The 23735-nt window shown below is 44.6% G+C and carries 22 protein-coding genes, 1 tRNA gene and 1 pseudogene; 18 read left to right on the forward strand and 6 right to left on the reverse strand.

Translation table 11 applies throughout. The annotated features are described in order from the left end of the window. Window positions 1-63: 63 nt before the first annotated feature. The 5 genes from MHH25_RS03995 to MHH25_RS04015 all read left to right on the forward strand — a co-directional run bounded on the left by MHH25_RS03995 (window position 64) and on the right by MHH25_RS04015 (window position 4978). A complete protein-coding gene (locus MHH25_RS03995; RefSeq protein WP_340019217.1) occupies window positions 64-1137 on the forward strand; it encodes a DUF3048 domain-containing protein in 1074 nt (357 codons plus the stop codon). 317 nt (window positions 1138-1454) lie between these two features. Then, entirely contained in the window at window positions 1455-2075 is a 621-nt protein-coding gene (locus MHH25_RS04000) for a DUF47 family protein (protein ID WP_017690670.1), read from the forward strand. Window positions 2076-2089: 14 nt separating this feature from the next. Continuing rightward, entirely contained in the window at window positions 2090-3079 is a 990-nt protein-coding gene (locus MHH25_RS04005; protein WP_036606054.1) for an inorganic phosphate transporter, read from the forward strand. A 349-nt stretch (window positions 3080-3428) separates the two neighbouring features. Further along, window positions 3429-4388 (forward strand): magnesium/cobalt transporter CorA, encoded by a 960-nt coding sequence (gene corA, locus MHH25_RS04010; protein WP_036668386.1) that lies wholly within the window; start codon window positions 3429-3431, stop codon window positions 4386-4388. A 128-nt stretch (window positions 4389-4516) separates the two neighbouring features. Then, window positions 4517-4978: a DIP1984 family protein gene (locus tag MHH25_RS04015; protein ID WP_076329570.1), complete on the forward strand. Its 462-nt coding sequence runs from the start codon at window positions 4517-4519 to the stop codon at window positions 4976-4978. Window positions 4979-5372: 394 nt separating this feature from the next. Here the strand turns inward: MHH25_RS04015 and MHH25_RS04020 are convergent, their stop codons facing one another. Together MHH25_RS04020 and MHH25_RS04025 are read right to left on the reverse strand one after the other, a co-directional pair. Next, the gene (locus MHH25_RS04020; RefSeq protein WP_339189855.1) at window positions 5373-6461 is read right to left on the reverse strand and encodes a DNA alkylation repair protein; all 1089 of its coding nucleotides are present in this window, start codon (window positions 6459-6461) and stop codon (window positions 5373-5375) included. Between the two features lie 134 nt (window positions 6462-6595). Then, window positions 6596-7231, reverse strand: coding sequence for a tyrosine protein kinase (locus MHH25_RS04025; protein ID WP_340019218.1), 636 nt, complete (start codon window positions 7229-7231; stop codon window positions 6596-6598). A 454-nt stretch (window positions 7232-7685) separates the two neighbouring features. On the opposite strand from MHH25_RS04025, the gene MHH25_RS04030 reads away from it, so the two are divergent. The 3 genes from MHH25_RS04030 to MHH25_RS04040 all read left to right on the forward strand — a co-directional run bounded on the left by MHH25_RS04030 (window position 7686) and on the right by MHH25_RS04040 (window position 8850). Further along, window positions 7686-7976 carry a YerC/YecD family TrpR-related protein gene (locus MHH25_RS04030; protein ID WP_017690665.1) on the forward strand — a complete coding sequence of 97 codons (291 nt, stop codon included), beginning with the start codon at window positions 7686-7688 and terminating at the stop codon, window positions 7974-7976. Window position 7977: 1 nt separating this feature from the next. Continuing rightward, window positions 7978-8775, forward strand: coding sequence for a CbiX/SirB N-terminal domain-containing protein (locus MHH25_RS04035; protein ID WP_340019219.1), 798 nt, complete (start codon window positions 7978-7980; stop codon window positions 8773-8775). 3 nt (window positions 8776-8778) lie between these two features. After that, window positions 8779-8850 (forward strand) — tRNA-Gly (locus tag MHH25_RS04040). 343 nt (window positions 8851-9193) lie between these two features. On the opposite strand, the gene MHH25_RS04045 is transcribed toward MHH25_RS04040, so the two are convergent. After that, window positions 9194-9631 (reverse strand): Lrp/AsnC family transcriptional regulator, encoded by a 438-nt coding sequence (locus tag MHH25_RS04045; protein WP_074093493.1) that lies wholly within the window; start codon window positions 9629-9631, stop codon window positions 9194-9196. A 162-nt stretch (window positions 9632-9793) separates the two neighbouring features. Between MHH25_RS04045 and MHH25_RS04050 the strand changes: the two genes are divergently transcribed. Beyond that, entirely contained in the window at window positions 9794-11377 is a 1584-nt protein-coding gene (locus MHH25_RS04050; protein ID WP_340019221.1) for an MFS transporter, read from the forward strand. A 157-nt stretch (window positions 11378-11534) separates the two neighbouring features. Here the strand turns inward: MHH25_RS04050 and MHH25_RS04055 are convergent, their stop codons facing one another. Beyond that, the gene (locus tag MHH25_RS04055) at window positions 11535-12104 is read right to left on the reverse strand and encodes a TetR/AcrR family transcriptional regulator C-terminal domain-containing protein (protein ID WP_340019222.1); all 570 of its coding nucleotides are present in this window, start codon (window positions 12102-12104) and stop codon (window positions 11535-11537) included. Between the two features lie 168 nt (window positions 12105-12272). Here MHH25_RS04055 and MHH25_RS04060 point away from each other — a divergent pair, with 168 nt between their 5' ends. Both MHH25_RS04060 and MHH25_RS04065 read left to right on the forward strand, forming a co-directional pair. Beyond that, window positions 12273-13199: a 2-dehydropantoate 2-reductase N-terminal domain-containing protein gene (locus MHH25_RS04060; RefSeq protein ID WP_340019223.1), complete on the forward strand. Its 927-nt coding sequence runs from the start codon at window positions 12273-12275 to the stop codon at window positions 13197-13199. A 71-nt stretch (window positions 13200-13270) separates the two neighbouring features. Next, complete coding sequence (locus MHH25_RS04065) at window positions 13271-13687, forward strand: DUF4395 domain-containing protein (protein WP_340019224.1); 417 nt, start codon at window positions 13271-13273, stop codon at window positions 13685-13687. Between the two features lie 95 nt (window positions 13688-13782). Here the strand turns inward: MHH25_RS04065 and MHH25_RS04070 are convergent, their stop codons facing one another. Beyond that, window positions 13783-14499 (reverse strand): NPP1 family protein, encoded by a 717-nt coding sequence (locus MHH25_RS04070; RefSeq protein ID WP_340019225.1) that lies wholly within the window; start codon window positions 14497-14499, stop codon window positions 13783-13785. A gap of 466 nt (window positions 14500-14965) precedes the next feature. Between MHH25_RS04070 and tnpA the strand changes: the two genes are divergently transcribed. From tnpA to rlmD, 4 genes are all read left to right on the forward strand, one after another. After that, entirely contained in the window at window positions 14966-15364 is a 399-nt protein-coding gene (gene tnpA, locus MHH25_RS04075; RefSeq protein WP_047840510.1) for an IS200/IS605 family transposase, read from the forward strand. Between the two features lie 5 nt (window positions 15365-15369). Further along, window positions 15370-16449 (forward strand): RNA-guided endonuclease TnpB family protein, encoded by a 1080-nt coding sequence (locus MHH25_RS04080; protein WP_047840511.1) that lies wholly within the window; start codon window positions 15370-15372, stop codon window positions 16447-16449. A 364-nt stretch (window positions 16450-16813) separates the two neighbouring features. Next, entirely contained in the window at window positions 16814-17695 is an 882-nt protein-coding gene (locus tag MHH25_RS04085) for a diacylglycerol kinase (protein ID WP_047840512.1), read from the forward strand. A gap of 393 nt (window positions 17696-18088) precedes the next feature. After that, complete coding sequence (rlmD, locus tag MHH25_RS04090; protein ID WP_340019226.1) at window positions 18089-19699, forward strand: 23S rRNA (uracil(1939)-C(5))-methyltransferase RlmD; 1611 nt, start codon at window positions 18089-18091, stop codon at window positions 19697-19699. Between the two features lie 822 nt (window positions 19700-20521). On the opposite strand, the pseudogene MHH25_RS04095 reads toward rlmD, so the two are convergent. Further along, a pseudogene (locus tag MHH25_RS04095) lies at window positions 20522-20662 on the reverse strand (IS256 family transposase); the annotation flags it as partial. 221 nt (window positions 20663-20883) lie between these two features. On the opposite strand from MHH25_RS04095, the gene MHH25_RS04100 reads away from it, so the two are divergent. Genes MHH25_RS04100 through MHH25_RS04110 form a run of 3 tightly spaced genes read left to right on the forward strand, consistent with a single transcriptional unit; the run spans window position 20884 to window position 23721 of the window. Continuing rightward, complete coding sequence (locus MHH25_RS04100) at window positions 20884-21126, forward strand: acyl carrier protein (RefSeq protein ID WP_340019227.1); 243 nt, start codon at window positions 20884-20886, stop codon at window positions 21124-21126. Continuing rightward, entirely contained in the window at window positions 21123-22616 is a 1494-nt protein-coding gene (locus MHH25_RS04105; protein WP_340019228.1) for a class I adenylate-forming enzyme family protein, read from the forward strand. The genes MHH25_RS04100 and MHH25_RS04105 overlap by 4 nt, the downstream gene beginning before the upstream one ends. A gap of 49 nt (window positions 22617-22665) precedes the next feature. Next, window positions 22666-23721 (forward strand): hypothetical protein, encoded by a 1056-nt coding sequence (locus MHH25_RS04110; protein WP_340019230.1) that lies wholly within the window; start codon window positions 22666-22668, stop codon window positions 23719-23721. Window positions 23722-23735 lie beyond the last annotated feature (14 nt).

Consider the following 23735-nt stretch of genomic DNA (forward strand, 5'->3'; position numbering starts at 1 on the left):
GTTGCCCACATGAGACATATATCACAACTTAGAACCAGGCCATATCGTTCAGGAGGTCCTATATTGAAGCTTTTTAAATGGAACAAAGCAGCATCGGCTGCATCTCTGTTTATTCTCTCATTAAGTCTTGTTGCCTGCCAAAACCAGGAGGTGGCGCAGATGCCAGTTCAGCCAGAACCGACACCTGCACCTGTACAAGAAGAACACGTGGAGGAAACCAACACGTCTCTCTATACAGCACCTCTGACGGGTATGCCTGTAGATGAAGCGATTACGCGTCGACCACTCGCCGTAATGATTAATAATGCACCCGCAGCTCGGCCCCAATCGGGTCTAAGTTCAGCCGATATCATTCTTGAAGTTCTCGCTGAGGGAGGCATTACCCGTTTCATAGCCATCTTCCAGAGTGGAGGCGGTGCGGAGACGGTTGGACCCGTTCGCAGTATACGTCCATATCTAATTGAGCTCGGCGAGAGTTATGATGGGGTACTTGTTCACGCCGGAGGCAGTCCGGAGGCGTATTCCATTTTGCAAAGGCAGCAGAAACAGCATATGGATGAAATCTCGAATGGTGGACCTTACTTCTGGCGTTCCTCGGATCGTAAAGCCCCACATAATCTGTATACTTCAGCGGACAAGCTGAGAGAAGGGTCAGACATCAAGGGTTACAGCCATGATTTCAAGTCGCCGGTATACAATTATAACGAAGAAGGCGCGACATCCGCAGGAGAGGCAGTGAAGCAATTTGATATCCATTATTTATTGGATAGTTACCGGGTGACGTATGATTATGATGAAGTTAGCGGACGATATATGAGAATGGTGAATGGCAAGGCAGATCAGGATCTGGATAATGGGACTCAACTTGGTGCAGCAAACATCATTGTGGCAGGTGCAGATCACAAGGTGCTCGATAATGTAGGTCGGTTGTCCGTTAATTTGGAACAGGGCGGGGAAGCCATGCTTTTTCAGAAGGGCAAGATGATTCGTGGGCAGTGGGTGAAGAAGCAGGGGGATATTATCCGGTTTGTTCAAGGTGGCAGTGAAGTTGCTCTTGTACCGGGTAAAACCTTTATCAGCATTGTTCCCAATCAACCGGAATTTTCCAGTCATGTGAAGCTGGCTGCGCAGCAATAAAAGGATGTAATGAAAGAAAACAATGAAACATGTATTCATTTTGTCGTCGAAAAGGCATTATATTTGTCCTTAGCGTGAAAAGTAGAATCGTGTCGATTTTGAATTTTGATGTCGAATTGTAAACGCAGTGTAAAATCTTGACTTGAATTTACCATTATTCCAAATAATTAAGATTCATTTCAGATTAATGTGATAAGAATATAAAAAAGGATCACACCTTTTGTACAAACCATGAAACAAATATGATAAGATATCAAAGGTTGTCATTTCATGTTTCATCGGTTGTCGGCAATTTTTCTCGTAAAGGGGATAGAGCTATGAAGCTTAAGAAGAAGAAGGATATATTTTTTGAGACACTGGAGAATATGGCAGATACGGTTGTTCAAGCGGCAGATTATTTCTCCCAGCATGTTTCCAACCTTCAGGATGTGACTCTTTTTGCTAATGAAATGAAGAAGTACGAGTCGAAATGTGATGATTACGTGCATACGATCATTACAGAACTCAACAAAACATTTATCACGCCGATTGAACGCGATGATATTATGGAGCTGACAACAACACTTGATGACGTATTGGACGGACTCGAAGCAACGGCTTCCCGTTTCTATATGTACCAACTGACAGATCCAGATGATGAGTTCGTCATACAGTTTGCTGAAATTTTGCGCCAATCGGCTTACGAAATTCAGAAGGCGATCCATCTGCTGTCCCAGAAAAAATTGCTCGCGATCCGTGAGTATACCATTCGTTTGAATGATCTGGAAAACCAAGGCGATGAAGTGCTGCGCATGTGTATCAAACATCTCTTCGCTACCGTGTCTGATCCGATTGAACTGATCAAGCGTAAGGAAATTTACGAACGTCTTGAGACAACAACGGATGCTTGTGAAGACGTAGCGAACGTGCTTGAATCCATCATTATGCGTAATTCTTAAGGAGCCAGAGAATAATGGAAACAACGATTTGGGTATTGGGTATAGTCGTCTTCCTTGCACTGGCGTTTGACTTCATCAACGGTTTTCATGACACGGCCAATGCCATTGCGACTTCGGTCTCAACCCGAGCACTGACGCCGCGTCGAGCTATTCTTATGGCAGCGGTGATGAACTTTGTCGGTGCGATGATGTTCACAGGTGTTGCGAAGACGATTGGGGGGAGTGTGACCGACCCCACCACGCTGGATAACGGAATAGAGGTCGTCATAGTCACCTTGATATCAGCGATTATCTGGAACCTGGTTACATGGTGGTTTGGTATTCCGTCTTCCTCATCACATGCACTTATTGGAGCCCTTGCAGGTGCCGTGCTCGTTGGCGCAGGATCTGATAAAGTGAAATGGAGCGGATTCATTGATATCGTTGGAGGTTTGCTATTATCACCTCTGATCGCGTTTGCCATCGGTTATGTGGTCATGACGATTCTCAAATATATTTTCGCCAAACGCAGTCCGCATAACGTGAACAAAGGTTTCCGTACGGTACAGATTTTCACGGCAGCACTGCAAGCATTCACGCATGGTACGAATGATGCACAGAAAGCGATGGGTATTATTACCTTTGCTCTGGTTGCAGCAGGTGTGCAGGATAATCTGGATGTTCCGCTGTGGGTTAAAATTTCAGCGGCAACAGCGATGGCTCTGGGTACGTCCATCGGTGGTTGGAAAATCATCAAAACGATGGGTACCAAAATCTTTAAAATTGAACCGATTAATGGTTTTGCTGCGGATATTTCAGCTGCTTCCGTTATTTTCACAGCAACGTTGCTTCACCTTCCAGTTAGTACAACGCACGCGATCACCTCAGCTATTCTGGGTGTGGGTTCCGCGAAACGTTTCTCTGCGGTGAAATGGGGACTTGCTGGACGTATCATTATTACGTGGTTCATTACGATTCCGATTACTGCGGGACTGGCAGGATTGCTCTACTGGATTATTTTCTAAAAAGAGAAGTTATCCCGAACGAATTCGGGGTTACCAGACCATCTGTTCATAACTGTGTGAATATCGGGATATGTGGACAATTATACAACCAAAATCAAGAGACGCCTGTGCATGAACGTGTGGACAGGCTGGATATGTGGATAGCCATCCGTGGAATGATAAACCAAAAGAAGATATTCCTGTGGATACAGGGAACTGTGGATAGGGAAATGAGAGAAGCCAACAGGGTTGGCTTTTTTTGTTGTCGAGTTTGAATGCGTCTGTGGATATTTTGGACACGTGGGAGACGTACCTATGGTTAAAGTTGTACAATGACGTAAAGATACAGGACAAGGACGTGGTCTAATTTATGATTCGTACACTCGCCATTACACGAGAACATCAAGTCTCCGTTAACGTACCACTTACACAGCTGGATCTGAACGATTACGCCTGGGTATGGGCCGATTTTAACCAGCCAACGGAAGAGGAAAGCCGTTTGCTGGATACATATTTTCATTTTCACCCTTTAGCTATTGAGGACTGTCTGCATGTATTGCAGCGGCCAAAGCTTGATTATTATGATAATCTGCAGTTTCTTGTACTACATGCACTGAACCCGTCCACACTTGAAGCCGAGGAGGTTGACTTGTTTCTCGGATCAAACTTCCTAGTGTCTTTTCATCATGGAGTTTTGGAGGAAGTAGATGAAGCGTGGGAGCGCTTGTTGCACCATGCACATGAACGAACCATCTGGGCGCGAGGTCCGGTGGCAGCAGCCTATACGGTGATGGACAAGCTGGTCGATCATTATTTTCCGTCTCTATTTGCCATTGAGGATGAACTGGCTGAACTGGAGAACCGGGGTGGACAAGAATCGGTTGAAGACTTGATGAACCAGGTGTTTGATCTGCGGACTCGATTGCTGAAGCTTAGAAGAACCGTAGTACCGATGCGGGATCTGCTCTATCGGGTGGTGAACTCCCAGCATGTACAGCGAACAGGTGAACATACGGCTTATTTTACCGATATCTATGACCATTTATTGAAGCTGACGGACATGATTGAAGCCGATCGGGAGATGACTGCTGACCTGCGCGATAGTTATATTTCCCTGAACTCCAACCGGATGAATCAGATCATGAAGACACTCACGGTGATTACGACTGTATTTATGCCGCTTACACTGATCGCGGGTATTTATGGCATGAACTTTGCCTATATGCCTGAGCTTCAATGGAAGTTTGGGTATGGGGCGGTGCTGCTGTTGATGTTTGTGCTTGGCGGAAGCATGGTCGCCTGGTTTGTAAAACGGGGCTGGTTTAAGTGAGAACCAGTGTAATCAGATGTTAGTAACAAAAACTTGTAATAACGTGTATCCACAGGTAAAATATAACGATATGTGAATAGATTCTGGATGAATTATCCATACATATCATTGTGGAAGGATGGGATACGATGAGATTGGCAGAGGCTCTTGTACTGCGTGCAGATGAGCAGAAGAAGATAGCTCAGCTCAAGCAACGTCTGGAACGCGTAGTTAAAGTTCAGGAAGGTGAACAGCCAGCAGAGGACCCACAGTTGCTTATGATTGACCTGGAGAATACGATCCGGAGCCTGACGGTATTGGTTAAGAAAATTAATAAGACCAATGCACAGACTGACTTCACAGCTGGAGTTACGCTTGCTGATGCCCTTGCAGAGCGGGATGGAATCATGCAAGAAAGAGCATCGTTTAACGAGGTTTTGCAGCATGCGTCCATTCGCCAGGATCGGTACAGTCGTTCTGAAGTGAAGTATGAGCGAACCGTGAACATAGCAGATATTCAACAAAAAGTGGATAGCCTTTCGAAATCCTACCGGGAACTGGATTTTAAAATTCAGGAGAAGAACTGGACCATAGACTTAATCGAGGAATAAAACTGCGTCGGTAACCCTATCCAAATGAAGCGAGCATAACCCACCAACGGGAAGTTGGAAACCTGGTAGACGCTGGGCCATGTCTAACCCATATCATCATTTAGCCCAATATTGTTACAAGAATGCGCAGCATGGATGTATCGTGTATCTTTCTAATTGTTACGACCATATGCAGGTCTTTGGATAGCGGTGAGGGTGGGTAAGGGGAATTGCAGTTTGAACTACATATGAAGAAGGCCACTGGGCCATGATCTCGGGCAGTAATAAATGTCGGGAGATGATGTTTGCCAGGTGGCCTTTCTGATTCTTCTATTAGAAGTTTTGAAAAAATGTATCCACATGTGAATAACTATTCCGCTTCAACAAGCTGTGTATAACTTATGATGACTTCCTTTTACTCCATTTCAAGAACAAAAGAAGTTGTAGCTGCTTCTTTGCCATTCACAAGAATGGTAAGCGTATGCAGACCGGCATAATATTTTCTCGTTGTGATGACTTTGAAGGATTGTTTGGTGGCTACCTTGGTTCTGCCTGTCGGGTACATTTTATCGGAGCATTTGAACCGTTTGGGGGCCTGCTTGCCGTTTGCCTTCATATAACCCATCTCATATTCAATTCGCAGCATCTGGGACTCGCCGCTCTCATTAACGACATCGAACGAAAAATGGAGATCCTCGCCAATGCTAATCGTATCCTGGACAAGCTGAAGCTGCTCAATGTGAATCGAATCCTGCTCGTTATAACCAAAAAGACTCAGTGCTTTGCTATGTCCTTTCTTCAGTAATGACCTGCTGGCATGCCGGACAATCCAGTCTGTGTGTGCATGTTGTCCGTACCAGGTCGTGGCCAGATCCATAACCAGTTCAGGGTGGTCCTTGGAGATGTCATTCAGATGATTGGCGACACTTTTGCGAACATAGAGGGACTCGTCCTGTTTCAATGCATGCAGAATCGGAAGTACAGGTGTTGGATCAGTGATAAAGTTCTGGAGTTTCGCACCCCATGGCAAACGTGGCCGGCTGCCCTCACTGGCAAGTCTGCGGATATGCTCGTTGTTGCTCTCTGCCCACGCCATCATATGTTTCATCGTTTGGATTGGATAATGTTCAATAAACGGGCGTACCGCGAACTCCGAGCTGGAATAAGGTGTGAAGAGGGTCAGATACTTCATGGATAACTCGTAATCCTCTGGGTCAAGTCCGTTCACTTCGATAAAATCCGGTACAAACAGATATTCAACGCCTCTCATCGTCGGGGCGGCTTGTTCGATAATATGTAATGCTTCCTCATAATTGTCCGGCAGTACCTGGGTCAAAGCCAGTGTGATTCTGCGAATGCGCGCTTTAAATTCCAACTGTTCCCAGCCTTCGGCGAAAACCAATTCATGAAATTGCTGTGTATCCAGCTTAGGGTAGAATTGACGCATCTGTTCGCCGGTCCGATCGATTAATGCGGGAGTGTATTTGTCTTTGATAAGTTCCATGGTCCGCCTCCTTTAGTTACTATCCAGTATACCTCAAATTACAGAAATAAGAACGTAAGTTCCTGAAATTTATTTGTATACGGATGAACGGTGTTAAGGCACCCGCCTTCTATAAAGGGGTGCCTGAATTTTTTTTAACCTTTGCGACTTTTGGGACGGCGCTTTGTGGAATTGGATTTGCGACGGACTGGAGTTGGATTGCGGCGACGTGTAGCATTCGTTGTTTTGTTCCGACGTTTGTTTTTGCGTTTTCGGGACGGCTTATATTCTTCATAGTCTGCATCGGCCGCGCTGTTATCCGTTTTTCCTTTTCCAAAAGGCAGAATGCCCATAACGAGTTTCATCATCGGAGCCATCTGCTGGATACCACCGACGACCTTTTGCATTTTGCCTATTCCAGTCATGATTCCATCAATACCCCCGAAGCGGTCGATCATTCCCTTTAACTCACCGATGTTGGCTAATGAAAAGCCGGAACTGCCAGTAGCAGGCGCCGGTACCGGAGCTGGGGGAAGAACCTGAGCTGCACCTCCATAAAAGTTCCCGCCAGCCACACCTTGCCCATAGGGTACGACTGCAGAAGCTTCGACTTCACCAAAGCCCGGGTAATGGGGCTCTACTCCAGGATACATCGGTTGGATCTGGGTTTCATTCAAAGACCGCGGAACCACACCGGGCGGCATATAGGCAGAAGTATGTGCCTGCCGATGAGCATGAGAAGACGGACGCTGCCCTGGTGCTGGCTGGCGGTGATAATAATGCTGTGGCATGAACGATCACGTTCCTTCTATGTTGGATTTCGGAATTGCGTTCCATGAGTTGCATGACAGATGTACATCATAGACCCTTGTGGAACTCCCATTTGTTATACTGTATGTCATTCGCGGAGAGACGGCGTAGGCGGGTATCCTGGAAAACGGGATATTTGCGGATTTGGGCGCATGTAAGATGGCAGGTTCACGAAGAGTAAAATGCAGTTTAGACACAAAATTGTCACATTTAGAAGGATTGAAATCCTACATAAGTAATCGGATATATACAGGTGAAAACTGGGAAAAAGCGCGGAAATTTCGCCCGATGTACGCGAGGGGAGGACAATAGTACCTTTTGTAAGCGGTAACATGTATTTTTATTCTGTAGTGCGTGAAATCGGTAACGCTTGAAATACCAACTCAGGGTGAGTACAATGTAGGTACACAGTAACCGCTAGGGGATGATGATGAAATGCAGCTGAAAAAGCTAAATGATAAAAGCATTGAACAACTATTCGAGGCTATTTTGACGCTAAAAGATATTGAAGAGTGTTATGTTTTCTTTGATGACCTCTGCACAGTTAACGAGATCCAATCCATGTCCCAGCGGCTGGAAGTGGCTCGTATGTTGGGTAAAGGCAATACGTATAACCAGATTGAAGCAGAGACAGGTGCGAGTACAGCTACAATTTCACGTGTGAAACGCTGCCTGAATTACGGTAATGATGGTTATAAAATGACGCTGGAACGCCTGGGACGCTAACATGAAGAAGCCGGGTGTACTCATCATCAGTCACGGTTCACAGGAGCAGACCTGGGTGGAATCCGTCGATGACGCGATCTCCCGGTTGAATCTGCCTGTTCCATTACCGGTTGAAGCCGGTTTTCTTGAACTTGTGGAAGGACGCCTGATCCAGGACGGTATCGACCGACTGGAAGCACAAGGCGTAACCGATATTCTGGTCGTACCTCTATTTGTTTCGTCCGGGAGTACACATGTGGATGAAATTGAATATGCCATTGGTGCAAAGGAAACACCTGATCGCGAAACGGATCTGGAACCGTTCGATGTAAAGGCTCGGGTTCACTTCGGTTATCCGGTGGATAACGATCCGGATATTGCCGTGATGGTGTGGGACAAAGTCCGAGTACTGTCGCAGCAACCGGAGGAAGAAACGATTCTGCTGGTTGGCCATGGGAGTATTCATGATGGTTTTCGCGAGCGTTGGGAAGCCGGAATTTCTTCCCTTGCAGAGCGTGTGCAGGAAGTTAGTGATGTAGCCCATACGGATTATGCATTGCTGAATCCGGAGAGTGTGTACGACAAAGTGAAGTACTGGAGCGAAGAGCGGGGGAACCGAGTCATTGTGGCGCCGCTGTTTTTGAGTGCCGGTTATTTCACGAGGAACGTTATCCCGGGTCGACTTAAGGAATTGAATTACGCGTATAGCGGTGAGACGTTTCTTCCACATCCGTTGTTAGGGCAGTGGATGGAGCGCCAGATCCAGATTTTGCTGGAAAGATGCAATGAAGATAAGGCCGAAGTTGAAGCTTCTTCTTGAAAAGGGCCTTAGCGCTCATGGGTGAGCGCATCGCTGCCAGCGATGCGGTCAGGGGTTCGATCCGCCTAGGCTCCATAACGAAAAAAGTCATCACCTCATGTGATGGCTTTTTTTCGTTATGGAGGGGCTCATCTAACGAACCTTGGCTTAGTCCGTGGTATTCATTGAGGTGTACGCCCAAGTACACTGAATTTGTTCGCCGCTGTTTTGGTCTGGTACGGTGGAAAAGAACAAGAACCGCGCAAGCTCATCCAAATTGATTCGGATAATGATTAAATTTTCTACGATCTGTGAAAGTTGAATGAGTCATCCCACATCAAAGGAATTTTCCCTAAGGCTATTCATTAGCCTGAAGGCAAATTCCTTTTTGTATATGTATATGAGGTGAGAGGGAATCTATATTTTTCTTTTATCTGAGTTAATTAGGGAGAGAATGAATGAGAAGTCTGTGATCGATCGGTGAAGACATGACAATCAGGCTCGTATAGGTTCCATACTTGTCACACTGATTACTAAACTCTTCGAGAGCTCGTGTGGATTCGGTAACAATCTTTAATAAGTAACTGTGTTCGCCGCTTATACGGTGACACTCGGCAACATGGGGAGATGCATGGACAAAATCAAGAAATGCCAGACAGTCTCTAGTCCGAAACAACATATAGGCTGCCGTATGCTTTCCGATTTTTTCAGGAGAGATGACGGTGCGATACTCCTGAATAACTCCGCTTTCTTCCATTCTTTTAACTCGTTCCGTTACAGCAGGTTGAGATAACCCCACGCTTTTACCCAGCTCAGTCATTGAAATCCTTGCCTGATTTTGAAGATATAAGAGGATTTGTTTGTCTACATGATCCATTTTCAATTTCCTCCTTTAAATTTAAGGCGTTTTGTACAAAACTTCTTTAATTAATTTGCATTTTAATTATATGCGTTTGAATGTGATATGTAAAATCAATGACTTTAATTATAAAATAATCTACAGCAATGAAATGATTATATATGAAAAAGGAGAGAGAGGATGGCATCATTGAGTAAACACGACTCCAATAAGGTAGGTACAGAAGATTTTAAGGCACGAATGGATAAGGTCAAAAATATAATCGCATTAGCTGCTATATGTTTGTCCACGCTAATGTTCGGACTCGAAATTTCCAGTGTGCCAGTGATACTGCCAACACTGGAAAAGGTATTGCATGGAAATCTCAAGGATATGCAATGGATTATGAGTGCCTACACCATTGCTAGTACAACTGTTCTGATGGCTGTTGGAACGCTGGCTGACCGGTATGGAAGGAAGCGTATTTTTATTGTCAGTCTCATCTTGTTCGGTATTACATCCTTGATTTGTGGCTTGGCGCAAAGCACGATAGTTCTGATCGTCAGCCGATTTCTTCAAGGCGTGGGTGCTGGCGCGATGCTCATCTGCCAGATAGCAATTCTTTCGCAACAGTTTCGGGAAGGAAAAGAACGGAGTAAAGCTTTTGGCGTATGGGGTATCGTGTTCGGCATCGGTCTTGGTTTTGGACCCATCATCGGGGGGATGATCGTGTCGTTTTCGAACTGGCATTGGGTTTTCCTAGTCCACGTCCCACTGACCATCCTCACGTTGATCTTGGTTATAGCCGGTGTGGAGGATTCCAGAGATCCGCAGGCGAAAAAGCTGGACATCATCGGCATCATCACGCTATCGTTGACGGTTTTTGGGCTAGTATACTTTATCACGCAAGGGCCTGAACTCGGCTTTACCAGCGCGACGGCCATCAGTATCCTTGTTGCAACCGCAATATGCTTCACTATTTTTTGGTTTGCAGAAAAACTCAGCACCCATCCGATGTTCGATTTTTCCGTATTCAGGATACGAAATTTTTCTGGCGCTCTTTTAGGCTCCATCGGAATGAATTTCAGTTTCTGGCCGTTCATGATCTATCTGCCGATTTATTTCCAGAGTGGTCTTGGTTACGGCATTGTGCCAGCAGGGTTGTCTCTCTTGGCTTATACACTGCCCACCTTGGTAATCCCTCCACTAGCAGAGCGTCTTTCGCTTCGCTATCAGTCGCGCATAATCATCCCAATGGGTCTGTTTATTATCGGAACCGGCTTCTTATGGATGAAATTAGGCAGCAGTAGCGATCATGCTAGTTGGTTGACCATGCTCCCCGGTTCCCTATTGGCTGGTATAGGGCTTGGCTTAACCAACACGCCTGTAACCAACACGACCACCGGCTCGGTTCCGAGCACTCGTTCAGGCATGGCTTCCGGCATAGACACGAGTGCCAGATTAATCAGCCTAGCTATCAATATCGCATTGATGGGATATATTTTGCAGGAAGGTATCTTGTCTTATCTGAAGGATGTGCTATCTGGGACCATTGATGAAGTGCAATTGAGGTCTTTGGCGGAAAAAATAGCTGGCGGCAACACATCATCTCTCCAGTTGGATTTACTAAATATTACCTCTCTGGATACAGCCGGAGCAATCGTCCATGCAGCTCTTGTGCACGGCTTTGGTTTGGTGATGCTCTATGGCGGTATCGGAGTCTGGATTTTGGCCGCGATCAGTTTTATCATTTTTAGACCCAAGAAAGCTTCGTTGCATAATTAGAGCCTGAAGAATATGTATTTCTGTTAACCTATAATAACTCTCTTCACTGGCCGCGATGCGTGTTCGCGGAGCGATCTGATCGGTTTGCCAAAAAAACGAAGCCACGTCCTCAGGACGTGGTTTTTGTTTGTTGTAGATCACTTGAGCGAGGATTAGTTTATCCATTAATGGGTGCGTGCAATTGCAGATGTAGCTCCAGTAAATTTATTAATTGGTCAACGATCTCCTCGGCCGGATAAGGCATGGAATTCATAATCCACCACTCCAGGATACCGACCGCAGCGGAAGCAAGAAACTGTATGGTAATCTCTTTTTTCATACCTTCCTGGATTCCACAAGCATCCATTTGATCCTGTACTCCCTGGACCAACAATGTCATCAACTTACTACGGAACGCTGGAATACCTTTTTTGGTTAGAAGTGTGGTATAGGTAGAGGCATGTTGTTCCAGATAACTGAAGGTTCGGAGCAGCGCATCCTTGGCCGTAACGGGTGTTGTAGTAGGGCTTTCGAACATACAGGCATCCAACAACCGCTGCAAATAGGTCTCAATGCATTGATCCAACAGGTCGAACTTGTCTGCGTAATGCAAATAGATGGTTCCTCGGTTTACATTAGCCCGATCAGCAATATCGTTTATCGTAATTTGCTCGAATTCCTGTTCCTCCAGTAACCCCACAAAAGCTTCGATTATCGCCTTTCGTGTCTTAAGTACTCGTCTGTCCATGGCCCCTCCTATGATGGTTTTCAACAATAAGGAATCATTCGTTGATTATTCAACAAAAACGGATATTTTAACGATTGAAGCACAGTAGGTGCTTTGTTACTCTTATTTTATCAACAAATGTTCATAAAACAACGATTATTTATAAACTATGAAATTGAGGGATAACCAATGAAGATATTAGTGTATGGTGCAGGTGTTTTGGGCAGTCAACTGGCACAGGTTCTGGTGCGCGGCGGCAATGATGTTACTATTCTGGCTAGAGGGAAGCGGGCAGAGGAGCTGGAGAAGGATGGAATCGTCATCCGGCATATTTTTCAATTCAAAACGACAGTTGATCAGGTTCGGGTAGCCAGAACGTTGGAAGTGGATGACCAATATGATCTGATTTTTGTTGTCATGAAATATAACGATTTTCCTTCAGTGTTACCTGTCCTGGCAGACAATCAGAGCAGCAATATTGTGATTGTGGGAAACAACGCAGATGCAAGAAGCATGCAAAACTTTTTGGAGGAAAACAGCAGGGTAGCAAAACAGGTCGCGTTTGGATTCCATGTGAGTGCAGGGAAGCGGGAAAAGGACCGCATGTTATCGGTCGGTGGAGGCAACGGACAAATGGTAATCGGTAGTCTGGACGGAGAGATAGGCTTTAAACCTTTGCTGGACCAAGCTTTCCAACATGTGAAATACAAGTTAAATGTTCTGAGCGATATTGATGCCTGGCTGAAAAGCCATATCATCCCCATTCTGATGCTTAATGCGGTGAGCTTTAATGAGGAGCGTGAGTTGATCAAGTTGGACGGGAATAGAAAGCAAATCCAACATATGATTGGGGCGATGGATGAAGGCTTTAGCGTACTTGAGGCTATGGGCATAACGATTATACCGGAGATTCAGGCTAAAATGATCCGCAAGCATCAACGGATGTTGTACCTTCTGTTGAAGATCTATAGCATGCTTCCGGTTCATAAGCTGGTCGCGGGTTCTTTTGGAGAGATTGAGGCGTTAAATAATGCATTTAACGATTGGAAAAAGACAACAGGCACCCCGACTCCCCATTGGGACGTGCTGAAAAGAGATTTTACTCCCCTTAAATGAAGTGTTGCTCATTAACCCAATACCGACTACAATAAAACCAACTAATAAAATGGGGATAAGGAGATATACAGATGCGGGAAGTACCTATGCGCTATGTGAAAGCAAATCAGGTTGGTATTGTATTGTTTGTTTTGCTCTCGTTTGTGTTCAATCCTCTGGTAGTTCTGGGCGTGCTGTGGGTCATTCAGGTGGTTGGTCTGGCTTCCAGTGGCAAGCTTAATCTGTTTGTGCAGATTGGGAAAGCTGTGTTGACTGCTAAAGGTACAGAGACGCAGGCGGTGGAGCTGCAGCGATTCAACAATATTCTGGCCGTGCTCTTCCTGTCTCTGGCACTCATCTCGTTCTCGCTTGGCTGGGTAGCCACAGGTTATGTATTCTCCGTCATGCTTCTCGCGGCTACAAGCGCGGCGCTGCTGGGTTATTGTGTAGGCTGCACCGTCTATTTCTGGTATAAACAGCTGCGTGCAGGTAGAAAAATTGGATTTTGAAGTTGGCTGAAGAAGTGATACAGGTATCCGGGATACTACAATAACTTCATAACGAAATCCCCCTCAAGTGAGCTGCCACTTGAAGGGGATTTTTTTTATCTGAACCAGGCCTTATTTAAATTGTTGGTAAAATTGTTATCGTTGAAAGGCACGTTGGCGCTACCGAAGTTTGTTGTGTTGAGTGCATTTCGTGCCGCAGAAGTCAGATCGTCCCATCCGATCAAAGGCTGAGTTCCACCCACAGCATTAGTAACGCCAAGCTCATGGTTCAGCGGCCAGGTACTATTATAGGAAATCAACGGATGGTTACCTTGTGTATTGTTATTGCTAGGTGTAACTTTGGTAAACTGGCCGTGACCGGAATATGCGATAGAGAGGGTTTTGGAATTGGCAGCTGCCGGATTATCGACCCACACGACGATTCCTTCCCAATCATGACGATGGCCGAGTCCAGAGGAAGGGGAGTCTTTGGGGAAATACCACGAATACATGATAGCCCACACCCCATTGTGCCATGCGGAGCGGGAGTAGATCTGCCCTGTATTTGAGCTACAGTTCCCATTCGATGACCCGGACGTATTCAAGCCAGCGCTGGTATTGCCCTGTTGATCCACTGCGGGAAAAGGCACGCATCCATGATAGACCTTCAAAAACGGCTGAAAACGCTTGGCTGCTTGTTGCATCACGGTGACTGGTGTGACTTCCTGAAATCCGACAACCTGATCATGATTGATTTCTGCTGCTTCAACAACGGTGACCCAAGGAATACATGCCATAAGTGAGACCAGGAGCATTAACACGATTTTTTTCATTTACACATCTCCTTCAAGGGTATGATGTAGTGCTAAGTCGAGGGTTCACTAAAACTATATTGGAAAAAGGTTTATGTTATTTATCTTTTCATCTTAAGATTTGTAAATTTGTAGCATATCTATGTCATAATCATATGAAGATCATCGAAATCGAAGACTAATTCCTGTCCAAGCGGGCAGAATGGTTGATTAATGAGACTATTTTACATAAAAGGTAGTGGGGAAGATTCAGGATCGGTGCGTGAGGTTTATTGGGTAATGGATGGTTTAGTAGGTACGTATATGAAAAAATATACTTATAGATTACAGAATTCCCGAACGAGAAAGCCCAATTCTTTAGATGTGGGATGAAAGTGAGGTCGGATACGGAGTATCACTATTGTGATGCTTCAAGTATCCGAAATGTCTGCCTTCTTAATTTTTTTAGTTTGTTTCAATTCATCTATTAAACTGATACAATATAGATATGAATGAATATAGAAGAACAAACACAACCGTATCTTTGTTGAACTATCATTTTGTGTTCTGCCCACGATACAGAAGAAAGATATTTCTCAAATTAGAGGTAGAACAGCGCTTCAAGGAACTGGTGCATGAGGTATGTGCAGAGCTTAAAATTGTGATTGTTGCCATGGAGTGCGACAAAGACCATACACATATGTTTCTCAATGCACTTCCAACATTAAGCCCTGCTGATATCATGGCAAAAATAAAAGGAGTCACATCAAAAAAACTACGAGAAGAGTTTCCACACCTTCTGCATTTGCCCAGTTTGTGGACACGTTCCTATTTTGTTTCTACCGCTGGAAATGTATCAAGTGAGACCATCAAGCGTTATGTTGAACAACAAAAGACAAGGGGGTGAAGTAACTGTCTCAGACCCTAACGGTTAAGGTAAAGCTGCTGCCGACTAAAGAGCAGATCCAACTATTGCAACAAAGTAGTCATGAATATATCCGAGTTGTTAATACACTCGTGGCCGAGATGGTAGAAGAAAAGAAAAGGTTGAAGAAGACAACAAAAGACATTCCTGCTAATCTACCAAGTGCAGTAAAAAATCAAGCGATTAAAGATGCGAATAGTGTCTTCTCTAACAAAGTTAAGAAAAGTAAATACGCAATCATACCGATCCTAAAGAAACCGATTTGCGTATGGAATAACCAAAACTATTCTCTTGACTTCACGCACATTTCCATTCCATTCATGGTAGAAGGAAAATCTAAGCGTTTAAAAATTCGTGCATTGTTCATCGACAAGGACCATCGAAACGTTGACCTTTTGAAGCATAAACTTGGTACGCTCCGTGTCACGAAAAGCTCAGGTAAGTGGATAGCCCAAATTGCTGTCACCATGCCAATAACTGAAAAAACGGGTATGCGGATTTTGGGCATTGATTTAGGGCTGAAAGTCCCTGCCGTAGCCATCACAGATAATGATCACGCTCGATTCTTTGGGAATGGGCGAGAAAACAAATACAAGAAACGGAAGTTTCGTAGTGTTCGTCAAAAACTAGGAAAACAAAAGAAAGTGAACGCTATTCGCAAGTTAGATGATAAAGAACAACGATGGATGAAAGACAAAGACCACAAAGTCAGTCGTGAAATCGTTAATTTCGCAGTCGAAAATAAGACTTCTGTCATTCGCTTAGAGCAACTAACGAATATTAGGCAGACGACAAGAACAAGTCGTAAAAACGAAAAGAATCTACACACATGGTCATTCTACCGTTTGGCACAATTCATTGAATACAAAGCAAACATGGCAGGGATCAAAGTGGAATATGTGAACCCTGCATATTCAAGTCAAACCTGTCCAGAGTGTTCAAAAAAGAACAAGGCGCAAGATAGAAGATATACGTGCCCATGTGGATTCAAGAGACATCGTGATATCGTTGGGGCGATGAATATTCGCTACGCAACTGTGATTGGCGGTAACAGTCAATCAGCCTAAGATGCTATATGCACTGTCTTAGGAGGGGTAATGGCATACCCTAATCTTAGCATCTGTCCAAAGCAGAAATGAAATGAGGACGTTAAGCTTAGCTAAGAATCCCAATCACTTTAGTGATCTTGCCCCTTTAGGGGTGGGAGTGTCAAAGGCTAGGACATCTTTACATTTGATGATATGATAGGAGTTAAAGGCTTTGGCATGAGACGGAATTCCTGATGCATAGATATAGGTAAGACGAAAGATTAGAGCAACATTAACGGAAGTTCATTATTGTGTAAAAAATATGCCCTTTTGTGGACTGATGCAACGTAAGAATATGAGGTCGTTTAGACTCATGGATAATGTGGAATAGGTGGCGTATGAGATGAAAAAAGCTCGCTTAATATATAATCCGACCTCAGGCCGGGAAGAAATGAAGAAACGTCTGGCTGACATTTTGCAGCGTTTGGATCAAGGTGGTATTGAAGCTTCATGTCACGCAACAACGGGCGAAGGTGACGCAACCCGGGAAGCCGAACTCGCGATTGAGCGCGGATATGACATGATTATTGCTGCTGGTGGCGATGGCACGTTGTACGAAGTGATTAATGGTATGGCGGAGCGGGAGAACCGTCCTCCGCTGGGTGTGTTTCCTTTGGGAACGACAAATGATTTTGCACGTGCACTCGGCATTCCGAGACAGTGGGAAGATTACGTGGATCTGGTCATTAACCAGCAGCTTCGTCCGCTCGATCTGGGCAAAGCAAATGATAAATATTTTATCAACATCGCCGGCGGTGGATCACTGACTGAACTGACCTATGAAGTACCGAGTCGTCTGAAAACGATGATTGGGCAACTGGCCTATTATATGAAGGGTATTGAGAAAATGGCGAGCCTGTCTCCCCAGGAGCTGATTATTCGCGCCGACGGTCAGGAAGAAATCCATGATGAATTCATGTTATTCCTCATCGCCAATACCAATTCGGTCGGGGGATTTGAGAAGTTGGCTCCAGGTGCAACCATTGATGATGGTCTGTTCGATGTCATTTGCGTGAGGAAATGTAATTTGGCTGATATGATCCGCCTCGTAACGCTTGCGCTGCGTGGGGAACATCTGAACGACAAGAAAGTGGTTCATTTCCAGACGAGTCATATGGAAGTTACGTCCCCGGGATATGTACAATTGAACCTCGATGGAGAGTTGGGCGGCACGCTGCCTGCTACGTTTACGAATTTGCGTCATCATCTGATGTTGTATCGTTAAACTTGGCACTTGGCGGAGAATGTGGTCGCTTGCGGAAAGCGTTAATGCCGCAGTGGTTGTTGTATAGCATCGCACAAGTGGTGAGGAGAGTTGGATTCAGCTCTGCCGTAAGGCGTGATGGAAGTGCATTTTCCAGTTGCTGTGTACGGTGGGATCGCGTATAATCTCATGTGGTCACTGTGTGTTGAGCTTAACGAACTCAGAAAGCCTTAATGTGGCGAAATCGCTTAAGTTGCGAATCTAACGAATCTCAGCGTTGTTATTTTGGAGAAAATGAACGAAAAAGGTCGGAAAACACCATTCGAAATGATATAACGTTTCTGAAATTCATTAGAAATTCGGAACGTTATTTTTTGATGTGATACCATATAAGAAGAAAGAAGTGAATGTACGTTGTCTAATACGAACCGCAGCGGTCGTGGAAAAAACCGCCGGAATTCGGCTGCCTCTCAGGGGCAAGGGAACGCTTCAGCGTCCCGTCAGCCAAGTCAATCATCTCGTCCATCTACACGTCAGCAGGGAAAAGAGGTGCGGCCACAAGGCGCATCTCTTTCTGCCGTTCGTCCAAAGGGAAGAACGCGTGAATCTGCACCAATCGAAGGACTGCCCGTTAGCAAAAATGAGGAGACCGTCATCGACATCATTGGTATGAACCATGACGGTGAGGGTGTAGGTCGTGCGAATGGATACACGCTCTTTGTGCAGGGTGCGCTTCCAGGTGAAACCGTGCGTGTGCGTGTGATGAAAACCAAGAAGCAGTACGGTTACGCTAAACTGCTGGAAATCGTGAAAGCAAGCCCGGATCGAGTGTCAGCGCCTTGCCCGATCTACGATCAGTGCGGCGGCTGCCAGATCCAGCATATGAGTTATGCCGGACAGCTTGCGTGGAAACGCCAGTTGGTGATCGATAATTTGCAACGGATTGGCAAGTTGAACGTGATGATGGAGGATGCAGAAAATACAGAACACGCGATTCGCGTACTGCCTACGATGGGTATGGACGAGCCATGGCGCTATCGGAATAAAGCACAGGTGCCAATTGGAGCTGCCGAGGGTGGTCTGGTAGGTGGTTTTTATGCTAAAGGAAGTCACCGGATCATCGATATGGAGAGCTGTCTTATTCAACATGAGCACAATGACGAAGTGGTCGCGAAGGTGAAGGAGATCGGCAGTCATTTTGGAATTAGCGCCTATAACGAAGAGACAGGTCGCGGCTTATTGCGCCATGTGGTTGTGAAGAAGGCATTCCGTACTGGCGAGATGATGCTCGTACTGGTCACGAATGGTCGAGACATTCCGTACAAAGACGAATGGATTGGCAGTATCCGTGAAGCGATTCCGCATGTGGCAAGCATCTGCCAGAACGTGAACAAAAAACAGACCAACGTCATCTTTGGCGATGAAACCCGCGTCCTGTGGGGCCGTGATGTAATTTATGATTATATCGGTGATGTGCAGTTTGCCATCTCGGCACGTTCGTTCTATCAGGTGAATCCGGTGCAGACGGAAGTACTGTATGGGAAAACGGTAGAGTACGCAGGACTGAGCGGCAAAGAGACGGTGATTGATGCCTATTGCGGCATCGGTACGATTTCTCTTTTCCTCGCGCAACATGCGGATCAGGTGTATGGTGTTGAGATCGTGCCCGAAGCAATTGAGGATGCGCGTAGCAATGCTCTATTGAACGAGATGCGCAACGTCAAGTTCGAAGTTGGTGCCTCTGAGGACGTCATCCCGCGCTGGAAAGAACAAGGCATCGAAGCTGACGTCATCGTTGTCGACCCACCACGAAAAGGCTGCGACCCGCGTTTGCTCGATACCATCCTGGAGATGAAGCCGGAACGCGTGGTTTACGTGAGTTGTAATCCGAGTACGCTGGCACGTGATCTTCGTGTGTTGGAAGATGGCGGCTATCGCACCGTGGAGGTAACGCCGGTGGATATGTTCCCGCATACGGTGCATGTGGAATCGGTGGCGATGTTAAAATGGAAGGGGCAGGATTAATTCATACGCCTCTCGTTGTTCCAACTTCCTTATGGATTGAGGACGGGAAATATATAATGTATGGCTTTGATTGAACCGTCTTTAATAACTTCAATTTTTTGAATAAGTCTTTGAAGTGCCTGCTTAAAGACTTGTTGACCTTCAATTTGAAGTTCGGTGAAGCGGGATAATTGCTTTATATAGGCACGGAGTTGTTCTTCCGTGTCTTTTTTTGTACCTATAATACAGATAGAGGTGAAATTTCTTGAACTATAGGGGCATAGATCTCATCAAGTAGAAGCTTCTTATCATCACGCTTGTAGCCAAATGTGGGTAGAGAAGCCTTGTAGGGCGGTTCGTGAAAATATCATCTTCATGTGGCTCGCCGCTGGCCAACAGCCAGACTTTCGTACCAGTAACCTCTTTCTTTCCGAACGGATGAAAGAGGTTACTGGAAACCGTGTTTACCCATGTGCTAGAGTTATAACTGATTTCGATTGGACGTCAAAGCGAGGCAAAACTTCATTAACTCAGCTTTGGACGCTGATACACGTGGTTCTGTATCGTGTTCATGAGCGATTCCAGTTTGAAGTCGAGCCGTTCTCCTTAAATAATTGACGTTCGTTCTTGACAGCCCAACAGCATGCGTTGAACGTCTCCTTGGCATCAACGGGCTTTTTCAAAACTGTTGACAATTGGTATATTTGTAATTATATTAAATATATCGGGCGCTTGGTGCTGTAAATCTACTAGTGTAAACGCTACCAAGCAAGACTTTACGCAGTATAGTTCGATCCCGTCGAGGAAGAAAATGGAGAGTTGATTGGGGACTTACTCCCAGTTTTATATACACTCTGTCCATTTACGAGTGACATTCATCGTAGTTTTGTAAAGCATTTTCAGCAACGCTTCATTGCTTGGGAAAATGCTTTTTTCTTTGGCTTTGCGATGTTGACGATGGTAACCCTCAATTATTTCCGTCGTTGTACTCTTCGCGTCAAGCTTTTTATGTCCTGCATCGTGTCATACTCCGCCTCCAGCATGAATTGCAGAATCTCTGCATACAACTATGCAAACAACTCTTTCAGTGCAAATTCACCTTGTACATCGTTATGAACTTTTTTTTCTTCACAATACTCTCACTTGCTTATCACGTATACTATCCTCTTAAATCAGCCTTTCTAAAGATTATCTAACGGGGGAATATGATGTCTAAATCAATAGAATATATCTTGAGAGATGAAATTTTTGCTGAGCTGGACATCGAGTATCCGGAAGACCACGATACCCGTTTGTTGGACCAAGGGATCGATTCAGTAGGCTTCATCAAGCTTATTGTTTTAGTGGAATCGAAGTTTAACATCTCCATCCCTGATGAAGATCTGTTATTTGAGAAGTTCTCCACGGCTGGATTAATCCTTAATTATTTGACTGTGAAAACGCTATGATGACTATCATTCAGCGTCTATTTCTGGAGGCCTCTGATCGCCAAGATCATATTATCCTTGAAGATCTAAAGCAGCAATGGACTTACGCAGAAGTGATGACAGAAGCTTACTTGATTTCTTTATATATCCACAAGAATTTTGAGCTTGAGTCCGGAAGCCATCTTGCATTATACACAAATAATGAGCCCTTGTTCATTTTTGCGGCGCTGGGCATTCAATTCTGCGGTTATGTGTTAGTACCGGTTCCTTATTCGGCGTCCAATACTGAAATTGAAAATATTTTAAATGCCAGTGACGCCAAATTGGTTATCAGCAAATCTGCACAGCCAGCGCATTTAAATTCCGACATTCCTTGGGTTACCGCTCAGGATTTATCGCAAGAACCAATGCCTTCGTTCGAATCGATCTCGTTAACCAATCAGTCCGATCCCAATCAATGTGCGATTCTCCTTCCTACATCGGGCACAACCGGAAAATCTAAAATCGTTATGTTATCCCATTGGAATGTATTAACGAATGCGTTGGCACATGGCGGAAAGGTGGGATATACAGAACAAGATTCGTTTCTTGTAACGATGCCCGTTCATTTCAGTTCTACGATTGTCACGCAATTGATTTCTTGTATGTTATATGGAACCCGAATTAAACTTATCAGCTTGCCCTTGCTGCCGCGCACAGCGTTTAAACTGTTTCAGAATAAGGCGGTCACGGGATTCTCAGCGGTGCCTACGCAATTGATGCACTTTGTTTCCGATTTCCATCAGACAAAGAACTGGAGTGCCTTTGATTCCATTGAATTTATTGTAATTAGCGGTGCGGCGATTCCCGCGAAATTAGTAGACCATCTTCAGACTGTATTTCCTCACGCGGACATTATTCAAACCTATGGATTGACCGAAGCTTCTCCGCGGGTGACCATGATGGAACGGGGAGAGCGCTACTTATCCTGTGGATCACCCATAAATGACGTTTCTATTTGTCTTGTTGACGAAGAAGAGAATGAGGTAGAAGGAGCTGCTATCGGAGAAATTTGGGTCAAGGGCCCGAATGTGATGCTCGGTTATTACAAAAACCCGGAGTTAACGAACGCTACCATTGTTGAGGGTTGGTTAAAGACAGGAGATTTGGGATATTGGAATGAATCAGGGTGTCTTATACTCACAGGCCGAAAGAAGAATATCATTATATCCGGCGGTATCAATATCTATCCGGAAGAAATCGAGGAATTTTTGTACGGCTTGAAAGAAGTGGAGGAGGTCATGGTTGTTGGTGTACACGATGATCTGTTAGGCGAAGTGCCTATCGCATTTCTGAAAGTTTTTAATGAATGCCTGGTTGATATAGATGCACTGACACGACATTGCAACTTGCATTTGTCAACGTATAAAGTGCCTAGACAATGGAGGATTATCGATAACATTCCAAAAACAAAAACAGGAAAACTGGACAGGGCAAGCACGAAGCGCTTATTGCTAAATGAGATATACTGATTCGAAATGCTTAAGCTATTTAACCAGATAACGAGGGGTGAACGAGAGGTTGAAGAATTCAACTCAAACGTTAGGCAGAAAAATATTGCCGGTCAGTTATCCGATGATTACAACATATACGCAACATGCTCATCTCTTGTCCATACTTACCCATTACGAGTGCGCACACCCATGGATATTTAGCAATTATATCCAATTGTTTATTAACAAAGATTATAAACACCATTGGGGAGATTTTTATTTTCCTGTGACTTATGAGCTGCGGCCTTCGGATGCGTGCAAATGGATTACTACTCAAAAGATACATAGAGATACTGTAACAACTAAATGGGACTCTGTTATTCATTTTATTGTAGAAAATATTAATGCTAATAACTATGTCCACACCATGATCAATTATTTCTACGTGCCCCTAAGCGATCGCTACAATAAACTTCAATTGCATCATGACATATTTGTTTACGGCTATGATTTGGATAGAGAGATGTTGTATGTTTCCGATTTTTTTAAGAACGGGGTGTATAGTCAGGCTGAGATATCATTTAATGATTTCAATCTTGCGTTCGACACAAATCATCTAACAACCAATCATGATTACCTTAGAGAAATGGTTTATCTGTATACATTCAATGATCAATATCAGGATAAATTCAGTGCAGATACCCTATTGAATTCTATAAGAAATTATTTCACTAAGCAAACGCCGGAGTATTGGGAGATGTTCAACTACGGGGGTGACAAGGATAATCTTGACTTCGGCATGCAAATATACACAACTCTATTAAATTATGCGAAAGAGACATTGGAACATAAGGTTATGCTTGATATAAGACCCTTTCATTTACTTTATGATCATAAGAAGATAATGACGCTAAGACTCAAGTACTTGTATGATAATCGGCATTTAATTAAATTAAATCAAGAGCATATAGATGAATTCACAGCCATTGAACTTCAGGCAAAGATACTTGTGAATGTAGCGATTAAATATAATTTGACAAAGGATACGAGTATTTCCGAAAGTTTACAAACGCTGATTACGAATATAGAAAATGAAGAATCCATATTCCTTGAACGATGGCTGAAGAAGGTAGTTATTCAGTAATGTTGAGGGAGCAG

Origin of the sequence: Paenibacillus sp. FSL H3-0457 (genome assembly GCF_037981725.1) — a bacterium.
GTDB lineage: Bacteria > Bacillota > Bacilli > Paenibacillales > Paenibacillaceae > Paenibacillus > Paenibacillus amylolyticus.

Excerpts from the sequence above, each read along its gene's own strand:
- MHH25_RS04015 (WP_076329570.1), top strand. The coding sequence starts at position 4,517 with ATGAGATTGGCAGAGGCTCTTGTACTGCGTGCAGATGAGCAGAAGAAG.
- MHH25_RS04035 (WP_340019219.1), top strand. The coding sequence starts at position 7,978 with ATGAAGAAGCCGGGTGTACTCATCATCAGTCACGGTTCACAGGAGCAG.
- MHH25_RS04070 (WP_340019225.1), bottom strand. The coding sequence starts at position 14,499 with ATGAAAAAAATCGTGTTAATGCTCCTGGTCTCACTTATGGCATGTATT.
- MHH25_RS04050 (WP_340019221.1), top strand. The coding sequence starts at position 9,794 with ATGGCATCATTGAGTAAACACGACTCCAATAAGGTAGGTACAGAAGAT.
- MHH25_RS04100 (WP_340019227.1), top strand. The coding sequence starts at position 20,884 with ATGATGTCTAAATCAATAGAATATATCTTGAGAGATGAAATTTTTGCT.
- MHH25_RS04025 (WP_340019218.1), bottom strand. The coding sequence starts at position 7,231 with ATGCCACAGCATTATTATCACCGCCAGCCAGCACCAGGGCAGCGTCCG.
- MHH25_RS04045 (WP_074093493.1), bottom strand. The coding sequence starts at position 9,631 with ATGGATCATGTAGACAAACAAATCCTCTTATATCTTCAAAATCAGGCA.
- MHH25_RS04055 (WP_340019222.1), bottom strand. The coding sequence starts at position 12,104 with ATGGACAGACGAGTACTTAAGACACGAAAGGCGATAATCGAAGCTTTT.
- MHH25_RS04020 (WP_339189855.1), bottom strand. The coding sequence starts at position 6,461 with ATGGAACTTATCAAAGACAAATACACTCCCGCATTAATCGATCGGACC.
- MHH25_RS04105 (WP_340019228.1), top strand. The coding sequence starts at position 21,123 with ATGATGACTATCATTCAGCGTCTATTTCTGGAGGCCTCTGATCGCCAA.
- MHH25_RS04030 (WP_017690665.1), top strand. The coding sequence starts at position 7,686 with ATGCAGCTGAAAAAGCTAAATGATAAAAGCATTGAACAACTATTCGAG.
- tnpA (WP_047840510.1), top strand. The coding sequence starts at position 14,966 with ATGAATGAATATAGAAGAACAAACACAACCGTATCTTTGTTGAACTAT.
- MHH25_RS04065 (WP_340019224.1), top strand. The coding sequence starts at position 13,271 with ATGCGGGAAGTACCTATGCGCTATGTGAAAGCAAATCAGGTTGGTATT.
- MHH25_RS04005 (WP_036606054.1), top strand. The coding sequence starts at position 2,090 with ATGGAAACAACGATTTGGGTATTGGGTATAGTCGTCTTCCTTGCACTG.
- MHH25_RS04085 (WP_047840512.1), top strand. The coding sequence starts at position 16,814 with ATGAAAAAAGCTCGCTTAATATATAATCCGACCTCAGGCCGGGAAGAA.
- corA (WP_036668386.1), top strand. The coding sequence starts at position 3,429 with ATGATTCGTACACTCGCCATTACACGAGAACATCAAGTCTCCGTTAAC.
- MHH25_RS04000 (WP_017690670.1), top strand. The coding sequence starts at position 1,455 with ATGAAGCTTAAGAAGAAGAAGGATATATTTTTTGAGACACTGGAGAAT.
- MHH25_RS04060 (WP_340019223.1), top strand. The coding sequence starts at position 12,273 with ATGAAGATATTAGTGTATGGTGCAGGTGTTTTGGGCAGTCAACTGGCA.